This is a genomic window from Lacticaseibacillus saniviri JCM 17471 = DSM 24301 (assembly GCF_001311785.1).
GTDB lineage: Bacteria > Bacillota > Bacilli > Lactobacillales > Lactobacillaceae > Lacticaseibacillus > Lacticaseibacillus saniviri.
In genome coordinates this window covers 21,199-37,448 of the sequence record NZ_BBBX01000011.1, presented here as the reverse complement: position 1 = coordinate 37,448, position 16,250 = coordinate 21,199, and the positions used below count along the sequence as shown (strand labels likewise).

Here is a 16,250-nt window from a genome sequence, read left to right as displayed (position 1 = left end):
CCACGTTGGCTTATTCCTTCCTCTTTTTGCATTATTCAGTGACTGGGTTTTGTTCTCTTAATCGCGCTTCGTGATTCTTCACAATCATATCAGCAATGGCGGTCGCGATATTTTCGTTGCGCAGGATGGGGCCGTGCGCGTAACTCCCGATCACGCCCTTATAGCGCATGCCTTCAACGCCATCATCGGGATTGTTTCCGTAGCCTTCGACCATCTTACCGAGTGGCTTGAGCATCTTGTCATCGTCAAAATAGGTCCGGCCGCTGTGATTTTCAAATGCCTTGACGGTCCCAAATTCCGTTTCGAATTCGGTATCGCCAATCATGCGACTATCGGGCTTGAAGACAGTGTGCAGTGGCAGTAGTCCCAGGCCATCGATGACGGTGCCGTCAATCATCTTGTAGTAGCTACCCAGTAATTGGTAGCCGCCACAGATAGCGAGCATGGGCTTACCGGCTTCGATGTATTCGCCAAGTGTCTTTTGATGACGTAACAAGTCTTTAGCAACAACGGTTTGTTCGTAGTCTTGGCCGCCGCCAAAGAAAACAAAATCGTAATCCTTAGCATCGAAATGCTTTTCCAGACTGACGTTATCAACTGTGACCTCATACCCACGCTTGTTGAGCAGGTAGCGCAGGATTTTGACGTCGCCGCTATCCCCATAGGTATTCATGAGGTCTTCATAGAGATAAGCAATTTTGATTGTGTTGTCGCCCGTCACATTGATCACCGTTCCTTTTTCTAATTTAGGGAAAATCATAGCACAGCTGGGGGCTGATGGCTAGTTTGGGGAAGACAGAAGAGGGGTAGTGACAAAACTTGGTTTTGTCACTACCCCTCTTCGATTTCTGAACAATATAGATTAATCGCGTTCCAAAAGACTGAGAATGCCTGTTAACTTGGATTGATTCAAAGCCTAAGTTCAGGCTTTATCACCAATCCTTTGTTAATCCTCAGTCTCAAGGCGTCTTTTGTCACAGCTTTTGAAGCTTACAGATTCGCGGCAACGGGTGCGTCTGAAGTTTGACCCGTGAGTGCGACAACGGGATCGCCATGCGACACTTGGTCGTTATCGATACGATCAACACTCGCATACTTGCCGTGTTAGTGACAACAATCATGACAGTAGTATCATAGCCGGCCGCTTTGACTGCGGTGCGATCCATGGTGCCGAGGACCTCACCGACATCAATGTGCTGTCCTTGTGAAACCGTGGTGGTGAAGTGATTGCCGTCGAGTTTGACGGTATCAATTCCCAGATGAATTAATACCTCTGCGCCATCATCGGCGAGTAGACCATAAGCGTGTTTGGTTGGATAAGCGACAGTAATCGTGCCCGCAACCGGCGCGTAAATGTTATCGTCGCTCGGGACGATTGCTGCGCCTTTACCCATCATTTCGCTAGCAAAGACTTGGTCGTCAACGGTCTTTAAACTGACTACAGTGCCATCGACAGGTGCTGCTACAACTGCGTCAGCAAGTGCTGCTGGAGTGGCTGTAGCGGTTGTGCCATCGTCAGCGACAGTGTCGTCGTCAGTTGTGGTGCCCATCACACGTTTGCCGTAAACCAAGGTTCCGGTGAAGGCAACCACGATGCTTAAGGCAATGGCGAAAAAGAATGGTAAGTAGAACTTAACTGGAATTGAGATGAAGCCGATAATACCGGCCGCACCCAGCGCGCTTGAACGAATGCCAAACAGACCAACAAAGAAGCAACCGACGGCACTCCCAATCATACCGATAATGAATGGGAAGCGTTTCTTTAAGTTAACCCCAAAATTGCGGGTTCGGTGATACCAAGGAGTGCGGATAAGCCAGATGATGAGGCGAGTCCTTTTTCCTTCTTATCCTTGGTCAAGAAGAAGATGGCCAGACATGCGGCGCCTTGTGCGGCGTTTGCCATTGAGGCGATAGGGAAGAAGAAGTCGCCGCCCGTTTTGGCGATATTGGCCAGTAATTGGGTTTCGATAGCAGGGAAGCTTTGGTGCAATCCTGTGATCACAATTGGAGAGTACACAAGCCCGAAGATTGTGGAACCAATGAAGCCTGAAGCATTGTAGAGATAAACGATGCCATCGGTTAAGCCGTTCCCAGCAATGCGAAGAACCGGGCCAACGAAAGCGAAGGTGATGAAGGCTGTGAAGATGATGGTGATCATTGGTGTGAAAATAAAATCCAGTGTGGCAGGCATCTTTTGTGGAGCCACTTTTCGACGTTAGCCAGAATGAAAGCAACAGCGAGAACTGGCAAGACTTGGCCTTGATACCCAGCTTGCGCGATGTTCCAGCCAAAGACATTCCAATAAGTCATGGTGCCTTTGGCAAGTGCATCAGCCACGCCGTAGCCATTGATCAGACTTGGCATGACCATAATCATACCCATTGTGGCGCCCAGATAGGCATTACCCCCAAAGCGTCGTGTGGCCGAGAATCCCAATAGGATAGGCAAAAAGCGAATGGCGCTGACGCGAAAGTATTGATCATTTCGGTCAGGCCCTTGATACCGGGATACATTCCGACAAGTGCTTTGGGGCCAAATAAGCCTGGTGATACCAGCACATTGTTCAATGCCATCAACAAACCACCGGCAATTAAGGCGGGAATTAATGGGACAAAGATATCGGAGAGGACCTTGATCAGATCCATCAATGGATTCTTCTTTTGGTCCTTGGCAGCGACTTCCTTGAGTGCGTCAGGGGTGACTTCCTTTAATCCGGTCAATCCGATGAGTTGATCGTAGACCTTATCAACGTCACCGGGGCCGATGATAATTTGGTATTGCCCGTTCACGCGGAATGTCCCTTTGACCGCGCTGTTTCCATCCAATCCTTTTTGATCAATTTTATCTTCATCTTTGACAACTAAACGCAAACGAGTGGCACAATGAGCGGCAGCAACGATGTTATCTTTCCCAACTTCATTCAAGATATCAATGGCAGCTTGTTTGTGGTCCATGTTGAGCTCCTCCTCATGTTTGAGTTGATTTTAGAATCATTGTAAGTGCTTTCTTTAAAAATGTCAAACGTTTATCAAAATAGTTTATAAAGTGAATATTTGATGCTATAATGACTGCGATGAACGATTGACAATTTGAAGAGAATTTCGACTTATTAGATAGGAGTGCGGCTCATGCCAGAATGGACGACGAAACAACGCTATATGCCATATGCCAGTTACAGTCAGGAATATCAGACACAGTTGATTCAGGCGCAACGGACGTCTCAGTATCATCTGAGCTATCACATTCAACCGGAAAGTGGCTTGCTGAATGATCCCAATGGGTTTTCGTTTTTAACGGCAAGTGGCAACTGTTCTATCAAAACTTTCCCTATGGTGCGGTCCATGGATTGAAATCCTGGCAGCACGTTACTAGTTCAGATCTCACGCATTGGTCAGCACCATCGTTGGCCCTTCAACCACACGCACCGTACACGACAAATGGTGTTTATTCCGGCTCCGCATTACCGATTGGTGACCGGTTGTTTTTGATGTACACTGGCAACGTGCGTGGAGAGGACGGTACCCGCAAGAGTACCCAATTGGGCGCGTGGATGGCAGCGGACGGCACGATAACGGAGCTTGATCAGCCACTGATTGCTGAACCACCAGCTGGTTACACAGCTCATTTTCGCGACCCGCAGATTGTACACGTCGATGATCAGTACTACGCGGTGATTGGGGCACAGCGGCAAGATTTGGTTGGCGAAATCTTGGTGTACCAAGCACCACAACCCGAGGGCCCATGGTCATTGATTGGCCCGCTGGACTGGCAACAGGGTGACTTGGGCTACATGATGGAATGCCCCAATATCGCTTTTGTGGATGGCAAGGTAGTTATCCTGTTTTGTCCACAGGGATTAGCACGATCCCGATTCAACTATCAGAATATCTATCCAAATACGTATGTCATTGCGGACGCGATTGATTGGACGAGTGGGCGGCTGGTGAACCCAGGACAACTGCAGACAGTGGATGCAGGCTTTGACAGCTATGCGACTCAAGTGGTTAATGGGCCGGATGCACAGGCGTATGCGGTGAGCTGGATGGGACTACCCGAGATTGGCTATCCGACTGATGCTGAAGGCTGGCAGGGTTGCCTCAGCTTGATCAAACGCTTAACAATTAAGGACAATCAATTGTATCAAGAGCCGATTGTGCAGTCGTTACTGGGTAATCATTTTGAGCCGCTACATGATACACTGAAGCTACAAGAGGTGCTGAGATTCGATCTGGAGACGGACACAACAGGCGAGATTCGATTGGGCAATGCGGATGAAGCGCTGCAACTCAATTGGACAGCAGACACACTGACTGTCGATCGCACGCAGGCGGGAATTGCGTTTGGCGAGACTTATGGCACTACTCGGACAATCACGTGGTCAAAGGGGAGTCATCAGCTTGAGCTCTATCTGGATCATTCCACGTTTGAGCTTTTCGTGGATGGCGGTCAGCAGGTATTATCGGGCCGAATCTTCCCACGTCAGAAACAAGCGTGGACCGTGTCAGCACCTGAACAAGTTCGCGTCACAGGGCAACGACTCAAGACAATGTAATGAGGAGATAAACGATGGCAAAATTAGCGGATGTTGCGGCGCTGGCGGGTGTTTCAGTGACGACCGTATCACGTGTGATCAATAACTACGGGTCACTGTCGGAGAAAACAAAGCAAAAGGTCTATGCGGCGATGCGTGAACTGAACTATCAGCCTAACAGCCTGGCGCGGTCACTGCAGGGCAAACACACGCAATTAATCGGGTTGATTTTTCCTGGTGTCAGTAATCCTTTTTATGGGGAGTTGGTGCAGACACTCGAAAATCAGTTGTTTAAGCTCGGCTATCGTGTGATTCTCTGCAATTCGGTCAATGATGCTGAAAAGGAACGCGAATACGTGCGCATGTTGCTGGCGAATCAGGTGGATGGTATCATCACCGGCACGCATAATCTGACGGTGAGCGAGTACCAACAGATCAGTGCACCGCTGATTGCGTTTGACCGCCACTTAGGCGACACCATTCCGATTGTGAGCTCGGATAATTACGCGGGTGGGCGTTGGCAACCAACGCGTTGATTAATACGGGGGCTGAATCGGTGTGGATGCTGACGGGAGCGAATCGACCACTCAGTCCGACCAATGAGCGGTTGCGCGGTTATCAAGATGTCATGCAGGACAAAGGCCTTAAACCGCATGTGCTCGAATTGCCATTCAGTATGGCGACAGAACTCAAGTGGGCGGCAATCAAGCAGGCGCTTGAAACGGCCGTGCCCGATGCGATTTTGCCAGTGACGACTTGACTGCGATGATGACGATTCAAATCGCGAAGCAGTTGGGCATCTCGGTACCAGAACGAATGCGCATCGTGGGGTATGACGGTACGCGGATGATACGCAGTTATTACCCAGAACTCGCCACGGTTGTTCAACCGATCGAGGCAATCAGCGCATTGATGATTGATCTGTTGTTAAAGCGCATTGAAGATGACCACGCGACACTCGATCCGCAATACGTGGTACCCGTTCAGCTACATGCAGCGGCAACGCTGTTAGGTGAGGCATAACTAAAAAGGCGGTGCGATTGAAAACTTTGTTCAATCGCACCGCCTTTTGTCGCACTCTAAATGCGTTCCCAAAGACTGAGAATTGCGGTTAGCTCAGCTTCGGCGAATGCATAGCACGCATTCTACCGCAGCTTTTGCTAATTCTCATTCTCACCCGTCTTGTATCGCACTCTCCTGCTGTTTCACATGAAACAATCCACCCGCATTACCTTGTAACCAAAACATCGTTACGTTAGAATGGAATGTGACGTGAAACAGCTTTGTTCCACAAGACGATCAGAAAATGGAGGCTCATTGATGACCCCTGAAGCGTTTTGTTGAAGCACTGAAACAACATGGTATCACCCTAACCACGCAACAAGTGGCGCAATTTGACACCTACTATACATACCTCGTTGAAGAGAACGAAAAATGAATCTGACTGGTATCACCGAACGCGATGCGGTCTACCTGAAACACTTCTATGATTCGTTGACACTGGCCTTTGAAGTGCCGGCACTTCAAACCGATGTGCTCAGTTTGTGTGATGTGGGTTCTGGCGCAGGATTTCCTTCAATTCCGCTCAAAATCGCATTTCCACAGCTTCAGATTACAATTGTTGACTCATTGAACAAGCGAATCGAATTCTTGAATCGTTTGGTCGCCAAGCTCGACTTGGAAGGTGTGGCGCTCTATCATGACCGTGCTGAAACGTTTGGTGGCAAGCGGAGCGCACACCGCGCCCAATATGACTTTGTGACGGCACGCGCTGTGGCACCACTCAATATTTTGGCCGAATTATGCTTGCCACTGGCTAAGTTACACGGCCATTTTGTCGCGATGAAGGCGGCTCAGACGGATACCGAGTTGGCGCAGGCTGAAACGGCACTGGAATTATTGGGTGGCCGGGTGGTTGCCGATGAACTCGTGACCTTGCCCGAAAGCGGCGACGAACGCCATATTTTGATGATTGAAAAGATCAAACAGACACCAGGACGTATCCACGCAAACCGGGGACACCGAATAAACAACCACTGGGAGGAGAAGCATAATGGCACTTTTTTTAATCGTAAAAAGACAACGCCCGAATCAAAAGCGGTGGTTCAAGAAGTACCGTTGACAGCGATTGTGCCCAACCGCTTCCAGCCCCGTAAGGTGTTCGCAAAGGATGCCATCGACGACCTCGCCCAAACCATTAAGGAACACGGCTTGTTACAACCGATTATTTGCGTGAATACGAAACCGGTAAATACGAAATCATTGCAGGTGAACGTCGCTTCAGGGCGATGCAGTCATTAGATTTTGATAAGGCACCAGCCATCGTGCAGACCATGGACGATCATGAATCAGCCTCAATGGCGTTGATTGAAAACCTGCAGCGTGAAGGCCTGACCGCGATTGAAGAAGCGCGGGCATACACGGAATTGATGAAGCTCAATGAGCTGACCCAAGATGCTTTGGCCCAACAGATGGGGAAGAGTCAGTCTTTTGTTGCCAACAAGTTGCGCTTGTTGAAGTTGTCCGACCCAGCACAAAATGCGATTTTGAACCACGAAATCACGGAACGGCACGGTCGCGAATTGCTGCACTTGGATGATTACCATCAGCAATTGATGCTTCACCGCATCATGGCAGAAGGCTTAACCGTGAAGGAAACGGCGGCTGAAGTACAGGCCATCATCAACCCTGAACCAGAGCCAGAACCACAACCCGCTGAAACAAGCGAAACAACTGAAACTAAGAAGCCAGCAAAGAAGCGCCAAACCAAACGCAAGAAGCGTGCCGTCAGCAATGATCCCCGTCTGGCACTGAACACCATCAAGGCATCACTCAAACTCGTGAAAGATTCCGGGATGGCTGTTGCTTCTGAAGAAGAAGAAACCGAAACCAGTTACAGGATTACTATTGAAATTCCAAAGAAATAAGGAGGCACCGTCATGACCCGAGTGATTGCAATCGCTAATCAAAAGGTGGCGTGGGTAAAACCACGACGACCGTCAACTTAGCGGCTTGTTTAGCGGATTTAGGCAAAAAAGTATTGATTATTGACGCGGATGCACAGGGCAATGCCACCAGTGGCGTGGGGATTGCCAAGCCACAAGTTGAAAAAGATATCTATGACTTGCTGGTCAATGAAGTGCCTATCGAAGAGACCATTTTGCCCACGGAACACACCAATGTTTCTATTGTACCCGCCACGATTCAACTGGCGGGTGCCGAAATCGAATTGACCAACCAAATGGCGCGCGAGATGCGGCTGAAGTTAGGCCTCGATCCCGTGAAGGATCAATACGATTACATTCTGATCGATTGCCCGCCTTCACTGGGGCAACTGTCGATCAATGCCTTTACGGCGAGTGACGCCATCATCATTCCCGTGCAGAGTGAATACTACGCGCTGGAAGGGTTGAGTCAGTTGCTCAATACGATCAAGTTGGTTCAGAAACACTTCAATCCGTCGCTTGCGATTGAGGGTGTGTTGATGACCATGTATGATGCGCGGACCAATTTGGGTGCGCAAGTCATTGAAGAAGTGCAGGCGCATTTTGGTGAGAAAGTGTATCACACGATTATTCCACGGATCACACGGTTAGCCGAAGCACCAAGTTACGGCCAACCGATTGTGGATTATGATCCACGCTCACGTGGCGCCGAAGTGTACCGTGATTTGGCCAAGGAGGTGCTGGCAGCTGATGGTGAATAAGAATAAAAAGGCTTAGGCCGCGGCATTGATGCCCTATTCCAAGATTTTGAAGCTGAGGATGTGTCACAGAGTCGGGTAGAGGAGCTCAAATTGAGTGACATTCGGCCCAATCCGTATCAACCGCGTAAGACATTTGATGAAGACGCACTGGCGGAACTCAGTGATTCAATCAAGCAGACCGGTGTTTTTCAACCGATTATCGTACGTAAGAGTGTGAATGGCTATGAGATCATTACCGGTGAACGTCGATTCCGCGCGTCCCAGATGGCAGGTAAGACAACCATTCCTGCCATTGTGCGCGAATTCGATGAAGAAGCCATGATGGAAATCGCTGTGCTCGAAAATCTGCAACGTGAAGACCTCACCCCATTGGATGAAGCGCAAGCCTATGATACATTGATTAAGAAATTGCATCTCACCCAGGCAGAAGTTTCCACACGATTGGGCAAGAGTCGGCCATACATCGCCAACTACTTGCGCTTGCTGACACTACCACCTGAAGTCAAACAGATGTTGAACGCCCAAGATATTTCAATGGGCTTGGCCCGGACCTTGTTGAGTCTGAAAGACAAAAACAACTGGTACCACTGGCCAAACGCACCGTCAAAGAACAACTGACCGTGCGCCAACTCGAACAATTGATCACCCAGCTCAACCACGAAGACAAGAAGGCAAAGGCGAAACCCGTTAAGAAGTCGCCTTACATTCAAGCGAGCGAGAATCAATTGGGGGATCGCTTTGGGACCAAGGTTCAAATCGCACAGAGCAAGAAGGGTCAGGGGCACATCGCCATTGATTTCGCCTCCGAAACCGATTTGAATCGGATTCTGGCGCTGCTCGACGTGAACTTAGACTAATCACAATAAGGAGGCAGGATTGATGTACGCGTTACATGACCTCGTTCAGATGAAAAAGCCGCACGCGTGTGGCACCAACCGATTTGAAATTATTCGGCTGGGCATGGACATTAAGCTGAAGTGCACGGGCTGTGGACACATTATCATGATGCCCCGGCGTGACTTTGATAAGCACTTGAAAAAAATTCTAGAACATCACGAAAACTAAAAGAAAGCGTGGCTATAACTAATGGCTTTAACAGCAGGGATTGTTGGGTTACCCAACGTCGGCAAATCAACACTTTTTAACGCAATCACTAAGGCGGGCGCCGAAATGGCGAATTATCCGTTCGCGACAATCGATCCTAATGTCGGGATGGTTGAAGTTCCCGATGCGCGGTTAGCCCGCATTGACGAATTGATTCCCGCTAAGAAAATTATTCCAACGACTTTTGAATTCACCGATATCGCGGGGATCGTGAAGGGTGCTTCAAAGGGTGAAGGTTTGGGGAACAAGTTCCTTGAAAACATTCGCCAAGTGGATGCGATTGTGCATGTGGTGCGTGCCTTTGATGATGACAACATCACCAGTGTGACTGGGACTGTTGACCCACTCGATGACATCGAAACCATCAACCTCGAATTGAGTCTGGCTGATCTCGAGAGTGTCAACAAGCGCTACTCCCGGATTGAAAAGATTGCCCGGACCAAGGATAAGGACGCAGAAGCAGAATTTGCTGTGCTGCAAAAGATTAAGCCTGTCCTTGAAGACGGTGGTGTTGTGCGCAGCATCGAGTTTGATAAGGATGAACAAAAGATTGTGAAGGGTCTGTTCTTATTGACCAGCAAGCCCGTGTTGTATGTGGCTAATATTTCAGAAGACGATATGGCTGATCCCGAAGCACAACCATACGTGAAGATCATTCAAAATCAGGCTGCCAAGGAAGGCGCCGAAGTGATTGCCGTTTCTGCTAAGACAGAAGAAGAAATCGCTGAACTCGATGATGCCGATAAGGCTGACTTCTTGGCTGCAGAAGGTGTGAGCGAATCCGGTCTGGATAAGCTGATTAAGGCAAGTTACCACCTGTTGGGTCTTGCAACCTTCTTCACTGCCGGTGGTAAGGAAACCCGTGCCTGGACATTCCGTCGCGGCATGAAGGCCCCACAAGTGGCTGGTGTGATTCACTCCGACTTTGAACGTGGCTTTATCCGTGCCGAAACGATGGCATTCGATGATCTCGATAAGTACGGTTCTGTGGCTGCCGTGAAGGAAGCGGGCCGTTACCGTTCTGAAGGGAAAGAATACGAAGTGCAAGACGGTGATATCATCGAATTCCGCTTCAACGTTTAAGCCCAACAGCAGTCGCCGCTAAGCAATCAAAAGAGGAGGTCTCCCATTGACCGAAGAGAAGACAACGCCAGAAGAGAAGAACGCGCAAGTGAGCCAAGAACGCCCACAAGCCTCCGTTGATGAACTGATGACGCAATTGAGTAAGAAAAATGATGATTATGTTTTCAAGCTGCGCCGTGGCCTAGAAGAACACAAGGTGCCAGAGGCCAAGCAAGAGGCTGTGTTAGCGGAATTGTTACCAGAAATCATCACTGCACAAAACAAGGGAAGCCAGCTAATCAACTGTATGGCCCTGTCACTGAAAAGTAAATGCGATTGTATTCGCACCAAAACCCGTCAAGGTCCAACCGCTTTGGCTGACCATGCTTGATATGGGCTTGTTCTTCTTGAGCCTGTTTGCCCTGGTTTATGGTGTCGGCGCCTATATCAATCCTAAGAATCAGCCTCAAGGTGGGTTGTTACCTATGTTGATCATGGCTGTTGTGGCTGCTGTCATCTTTGGCTACTACAATAACTGGACCAAGCAGAAGAAGGGTGAACGGCGCTCCGGCTGGATTATCGGGCTGTCCGCATTCCTGCTCATTACGCTCGCATCATTTGGGTCTAGCGCACTCGCGCAACTCAAGTCACCCATCACGAACCCAATGCCATGGTATGGTTACGCCGTTGTGGCGGTTATAGCTTATGGTGCCCACTGGCTGATGAAGCGTCAATACAACTTGAAGAGCGTCTTTACAGTCTAGAGTGTGACAAGCACCGGGTAGCAGAGAAGAGAGTGCGACGCCACACGGGTTGGCTGTGAGCACTAACGAGCCTTGCAAAGCAATTGCGGGTTTTGGCAATTGTCGCAAGGCAGGTTAGGCGGAACAGTCAGTGTGGCGGAGCACGTTTCAAAAGAAGAGAATGCGACCCCCACACGGGTTATGCGGAATAGTCAGTGTGGTGGAACGCGTTTAGGCAATAAACCGATAAAAAGCGTCAATCAACTAACAGTTTTGTTAGGATTGACGCTTTTTGTGTGCACTTACTTTCTATTTGATGCTAAAACAAGTACGCTTAAACGATACGGAGGTAGCAAAATGAGTTCAATAATGCGCATGCAACAAGTGAGCAAGCAATTTGGCAGTAAACAGGTCTTGAAATCAATTGATTTGGACCTACAACCAGGACATATCGTCGGCTTGGTCGGGGGAAAATGGTGCCGGTAAGTCGACACTGATGAAAGCCATTCTTGGATTATTGCCGATTAATAGCGGGACAGTAACGGTGTTTGATCAGCAGATTACACTGAGTCGACACGCCAGTCTGGATCGGGTCGGGGCCCTGATTGAATATCCATCAATCTATCCATTCTTGAGTGGGCGGAAGCACCTGCATCTGTTTGCCGCGGACAACACCAGTCAAGCCCGCGTGGACGAGGTGATTGCGGCGCTTGACATGAATGATTACATCGATCGCCAAGCAAAGAATTATTCGTTGGGGATGAAACAAAAGCTTGGTATCGCGCTGGCGGTTTTGAATCAACCGGAATTGGTGATTCTAGATGAACCCATGAACGGACTTGACCCCAAGGCAACGCATCAAGTGCGTGACTTGATTCGCAACATGAGTCAAAACGGGGGCCACCGTGTTGATTTCCAGTCATATTTTGAGTGAACTGGAAAAGGTAATCGACGACATTATCATCTTGGATCAGGGGCACATTGTGCGGAATGAACCCATGCAGACATTGAGTAATGAATCCGTGGATTATCTGGTTCTAACGACAAGTGATGATGCGGCGGCTAAGAAGGTGCTGCGCGACAGCCAACTCGTGCAGTCCGATGACTTAGCCAATGATCCACGTGTCATCTTCGCCAAGACAGCCACAGATACGCTGGCACAAGCGATTACGCAACTGACAGCAGCCAATATTGCTATCTATGATGTCGCACATGAGCACAACGATCTCGAAACCACACTGCTCAATGTGCTGACCGCTGATCAAACGGAGGTGCCACATGCTTAAATTGATTCAACAAGAAGTGTATAAACTGGTTCAAAAACGCAGTACCACAATCGGACTGGGACTGTTGGCGGCTGTCATGGCCTTTTTGCAGCAATCACAAAAATCTATCCCAACTTGCTTGATGCCCAGGGTCAGTTTGAAGGACTCTATTCGGCCGGGATTTTTCTCGTGTTCATGCTGATTGCGGCGACCAGCAATATCACGATGATGGAATTTCAAAGCGGCATGATTCGGCCTTTGCTGTATCGAAAGTACTCACGCACGCAAGTATTGATCAGCAAGTGGCTGGTGATTTTAGGCTATTCCATCATTCTGTACGTCGTGAGCTTTATCTGGAGTCTGATTCTCAAACTCGTGTTGTTCAACGGAACGTTTGCCCTAACCAGCACGTTGTTGACGCATCTGGTGCAGAACTTAGTCGCGCAATGGTTGACCACCTGGTTGTTACTGAGCGTCGTCTTCTTGATGACCAACGCCTTTAAGAGCTCCGCCGTGGCCGTTTCGGTCGGCATCATCGGTTATTTTGTGACCAACGTCATGGCCACTTTGCTGGCTTTATTCATTGCTCGCTGGTCATGGCTGCGGTTCAATCCACTTAACATGATGACACTGCCCATGCAGCTGGCTGGTGGTCTTTCGGAAAAATGACGCAGCTGAGTAATACGGGACTGATTATCGGCAATCTGGTCTACATCGCCATATTCCTGTATCTCGGACTCGTTTTGTTCAAGCGCCGAGCGGTTTAAAAAGAAAGTCATAACAAAAGAGACGCTGCACCAAATCAATTGATTTTGGTGCAGCGTCTCTTTTTCAAGTCATTATTCAAATTGCATGCCGTTACCGACCGACATAATCTGGCCGGTGAGATAGCCGGAGCGTGGTCCAGCTAAGAATGAAACACCATCCACAACGCTATCGAGCTTGGAAGGTTGGCGATCTTTGGTCTGCGAGATCAATTGATCTTGCGCCCATGCCAAATCATTGCCGGTGCGGTCCGCAACCTGTTGTGCGATTCCCTTCATCAGGTCGGTCGCGACAAAACCAGGGTCATAAGCATTGACGGTGATGTGTTCATCCACCAGTTCTTGTGCTGTCACGCGGGTGATACCGCGAATCGCAGCCTTGGCACCACTGTATAGCGCAAAGTCGGGATTATCCAACACGGCATCTTGGGCCACCGCATTGATGATTTTGCCACCGTGTTTCAGGCGTTTGAAGTGTTGATGTGCGGCCTGTGTGCCCCAGATGACACTGGCCACATTGACGCGATAAATCTGGTCGAATTCTTTTGGGTGATGGCATCGACGGGCGCGGCAATCCCCAGGCCCACATTATTGATGAACACATCAAGATCACCCAGTTCGCGCACGACGCTGTTGACGGCCTTGACCACACTGGTCTGTTTGGCAGCATCCGTCGCTTCAGCAATGGCGCGATAATCTTGACGCGCGAGTTGGTCGGCTAATTGTTGCGCCGCATCCTGGTTGATGTCCAAAATGCCCACAGCAAAACCGTCTTGAGCTAGTCGTTGAACAATGGCCGCACCAATGCCTTGTGCACCACCCGTCACAATTGCTACTGGTTGTTTCATTCCAAATTCCCCCAAATGTGTGCCATGAATGGATGACACGCGTTCGCCGTCTATTCGCCGATGTAAAGATATAGGTATCATATCATTTTCTACTAAACAATTCACAAACACTCATTTTCATCGATTTACAAAGCGAATATTTCAAAAAGAGATAATACATTTATGAATATTTTTACGAACATTTACCGAAATGAGCCCCACTGTGGGGAATAAAGTTCGGCAATTATGAGCATTATCTCATTTGAAAACTTTTTTGACCGTTTATTTCTGAAAAGGTTTGACCTTCTTCCATTCCGATGGTATGTTTAAAAACAAAAAATTTTGAAAGAAGGAATTTTGCGTGAATAATTGGGAAACGAAATTTGCTCGGCGCGGCTTTACTTTTGATGATGTGTTGTTGGTTCCTGCTGAAAGTCATGTGTTACCAAATGATGTTGATCTGTCCGTTCGTCTCGCCGATAATCTGAAACTCAATCTCCCAATTATGTCCGCTGGGATGGACACTGTGACCGAAGCTGATATGGCCATTGCGATGGCTCGCCAAGGTGGCTTAGGTGTGATTCATAAGAATATGAGTATCGCGGCGCAAGCTGACGAAGTACTCAAGGTGAAACGCTCCGAAAATGGTGTTATTATCGATCCCTTCTTCCTGACTGCTGCTGATGCTGTGAGTGAAGCGGATGCCTTGATGACAAAGTACCGCATTTCTGGTGTCCCTATCGTTGATAATCAAGACCAGCGTCACTTGACCGGGATCATCACCAACCGTGATCTGCGTTATGTCGATGATCTGAGTGTTGCGATTGATACGGTGATGACTAAGGACAACCTGGTCACCGCACCAACTGGCACCTCTTTGGCAGAAGCAGAAGCTATTTTACAGACACACAAAATCGAAAAGTTACCATTGGTTGATGCCGATGGACGCTTGTCCGGCTTGATCACAATCAAGGATATTGAAAAAGTGGTTGAATTTCCGAATGCCGCAAAGGATGCCCACGGTCGCTTATTAGTTGCTGCCGCTGTCGGTGTGACCTCCGATACTTTTGAACGCGCACAAGCACTCTTTGATGCTGGTGTTGATGCCATCGTTATCGATACCGCGCATGGCCATTCCGCTGGCGTCTTACGCAAAATTGCTGAGATTCGCGAACACTTCCCACTGGCAACCTTAATTGCTGGGAACGTGGCCACAGCTGAAGGCGCACGGGCCTTGTATGACGCTGGTGTCGATGTCGTTAAGGTTGGGATTGGCCCTGGTTCAATCTGCACAACCCGCATCGTTGCTGGTGTCGGTGTCCCACAATTGACCGCCGTTTATGAAGCGGCCAGTGTGGCGCGTGAATTAGGCAAGACCATCATCGCTGACGGTGGGATTAAGTATTCCGGTGATATCGTGAAGGCCTTAGCTGCTGGTGGTAATGCCGTGATGCTCGGTTCCATGTTAGCCGGAACTGACGAAGCACCTGGCCAATTTGAAATCTATCAAGGCCGCCGTTTCAAGACCTACCGCGGCATGGGTAGCTTAGGTGCCATGGAACAAGCCCATGGGAGTTCCGATCGTTACTTCCAAAGTGGCGTGAACGAAGCCAACAAGCTTGTGCCAGAAGGAATTGAAGGGCGTGTGGCTTATAAGGGTAGCTTGGCAGATGTCCTGTTCCAAATGACCGGTGGCTTACGTTCCGGGATGGGCTATGTCGGTGCAGCTGACTTGCAACACTTACAAGACGATGCCCAATTCATTCAGATTTCTGGTGCAGGATTACGTGAAAGCCATCCACATGATGTCCAAATCACGAAGGAATCACCAAACTACTCAGCGCAATAAGAAGCTGTGACAAAAGCTGCGACAAAAGCTGCGACAAAGACATTTTGAGGATGAGAATTAACAAGGATTGATGATAAAGCCCGAACTTAGGCTTTGAATCAATCCAAGTTAACCGGAATTTTCAGTCTTTTGGAACGTGATTAGTCAATAATGTACGCAAAAACAAGAGGCTGTGACAACCCGCAGGGGTTATGTCACAGCCTCTTGTTAGTGTCACGGCATAAACGTGTTCAGCCACACTGCCTGCTGCGCCTAACAATGCTAGCGACAATTGCATAACCCGCAATTTTTATCGCTAGCCCCGTTAGTGCTCACAGCCAACCCGTGTGGCTTCACACTCTGCCCGGTGCTTGTCAAAACATAAACGTGCTCCAAGCACCAACAATCTCCGCCTAACCA

Annotated in this window: 11 protein-coding genes and 7 pseudogenes; 15 read left to right on the top strand and 3 right to left on the bottom strand. The window is 49.0% G+C overall.

Features of this window, described 5'->3' with window-relative positions; translation table 11 throughout:
- Nucleotides 1-31: 31 nt before the first annotated feature.
- The gene (locus JCM17471_RS06910) at nucleotides 32-727 is read right to left on the bottom strand and encodes a type 1 glutamine amidotransferase (RefSeq protein ID WP_414018130.1); all 696 of its coding nucleotides are present in this window, start codon (nucleotides 725-727) and stop codon (nucleotides 32-34) included.
- A gap of 263 nt (nucleotides 728-990) precedes the next feature.
- Nucleotides 991-2,954 (bottom strand): annotated as a pseudogene (locus JCM17471_RS06905) (sucrose-specific PTS transporter subunit IIBC).
- Between the two features lie 174 nt (nucleotides 2,955-3,128).
- On the opposite strand from JCM17471_RS06905, the gene JCM17471_RS06900 reads away from it, so the two are divergent.
- The 14 genes and pseudogenes from JCM17471_RS06900 (at nucleotide 3,129) to JCM17471_RS06840 (ending at nucleotide 13,080) form a co-directional block, all read left to right on the top strand.
- A complete protein-coding gene (locus JCM17471_RS06900) occupies nucleotides 3,129-3,350 on the top strand; it encodes a hypothetical protein (RefSeq protein ID WP_054777328.1) in 222 nt (73 codons plus the stop codon).
- Nucleotides 3,308-4,552 (top strand): sucrose-6-phosphate hydrolase, encoded by a 1,245-nt coding sequence (locus JCM17471_RS06895; protein ID WP_082395248.1) that lies wholly within the window; start codon nucleotides 3,308-3,310, stop codon nucleotides 4,550-4,552. The genes JCM17471_RS06900 and JCM17471_RS06895 overlap by 43 nt, the downstream gene beginning before the upstream one ends.
- Nucleotides 4,553-4,566: 14 nt before the next feature.
- Nucleotides 4,567-5,554 (top strand): annotated as a pseudogene (locus JCM17471_RS06890) (LacI family DNA-binding transcriptional regulator).
- 297 nt (nucleotides 5,555-5,851) lie between these two features.
- A pseudogene (rsmG, locus tag JCM17471_RS06885) lies at nucleotides 5,852-6,585 on the top strand (16S rRNA (guanine(527)-N(7))-methyltransferase RsmG).
- Nucleotides 6,557-7,458, top strand: a pseudogene (noc, locus tag JCM17471_RS06880) (nucleoid occlusion protein). Before rsmG ends, noc begins: the two co-directional pseudogenes overlap by 29 nt.
- A gap of 12 nt (nucleotides 7,459-7,470) precedes the next feature.
- Nucleotides 7,471-8,237, top strand: a pseudogene (locus JCM17471_RS06875) (ParA family protein).
- A pseudogene (locus tag JCM17471_RS06870) lies at nucleotides 8,227-9,094 on the top strand (ParB/RepB/Spo0J family partition protein). Before JCM17471_RS06875 ends, JCM17471_RS06870 begins: the two co-directional pseudogenes overlap by 11 nt.
- Before the next feature lie 22 nt (nucleotides 9,095-9,116).
- Entirely contained in the window at nucleotides 9,117-9,302 is a 186-nt protein-coding gene (locus JCM17471_RS06865) for a DUF951 domain-containing protein (protein ID WP_054777326.1), read from the top strand.
- 21 nt (nucleotides 9,303-9,323) lie between these two features.
- Entirely contained in the window at nucleotides 9,324-10,424 is a 1,101-nt protein-coding gene (ychF, locus tag JCM17471_RS06860; protein ID WP_054777325.1) for a redox-regulated ATPase YchF, read from the top strand.
- Nucleotides 10,425-10,470: 46 nt separating this feature from the next.
- The gene (locus tag JCM17471_RS15930) at nucleotides 10,471-10,794 is read left to right on the top strand and encodes a DUF1129 family protein (protein WP_054777324.1); all 324 of its coding nucleotides are present in this window, start codon (nucleotides 10,471-10,473) and stop codon (nucleotides 10,792-10,794) included.
- A complete protein-coding gene (locus JCM17471_RS15925; protein ID WP_082395247.1) occupies nucleotides 10,787-11,167 on the top strand; it encodes a DUF1129 family protein in 381 nt (126 codons plus the stop codon). Before JCM17471_RS15930 ends, JCM17471_RS15925 begins: the two co-directional genes overlap by 8 nt.
- A 403-nt stretch (nucleotides 11,168-11,570) precedes the next feature.
- Complete coding sequence (locus JCM17471_RS16515; protein WP_369395823.1) at nucleotides 11,571-12,080, top strand: ABC transporter ATP-binding protein; 510 nt, start codon at nucleotides 11,571-11,573, stop codon at nucleotides 12,078-12,080.
- Entirely contained in the window at nucleotides 12,055-12,432 is a 378-nt protein-coding gene (locus JCM17471_RS16510) for a hypothetical protein (protein ID WP_369395822.1), read from the top strand. Before JCM17471_RS16515 ends, JCM17471_RS16510 begins: the two co-directional genes overlap by 26 nt.
- 114 nt (nucleotides 12,433-12,546) lie before the next feature.
- Nucleotides 12,547-13,080 carry a DUF2705 family protein gene (locus tag JCM17471_RS06840; RefSeq protein WP_054777322.1) on the top strand — a complete coding sequence of 178 codons (534 nt, stop codon included), beginning with the start codon at nucleotides 12,547-12,549 and terminating at the stop codon, nucleotides 13,078-13,080.
- Between the two features lie 170 nt (nucleotides 13,081-13,250).
- Here JCM17471_RS06840 and JCM17471_RS06835 read toward each other — a convergent pair.
- Nucleotides 13,251-14,023 (bottom strand): annotated as a pseudogene (locus JCM17471_RS06835) (SDR family NAD(P)-dependent oxidoreductase).
- A gap of 340 nt (nucleotides 14,024-14,363) precedes the next feature.
- On the opposite strand from JCM17471_RS06835, the gene guaB reads away from it, so the two are divergent.
- Nucleotides 14,364-15,851: an IMP dehydrogenase gene (gene guaB, locus JCM17471_RS06830; protein WP_054777321.1), complete on the top strand. Its 1,488-nt coding sequence runs from the start codon at nucleotides 14,364-14,366 to the stop codon at nucleotides 15,849-15,851.
- Nucleotides 15,852-16,250 lie beyond the last annotated feature (399 nt).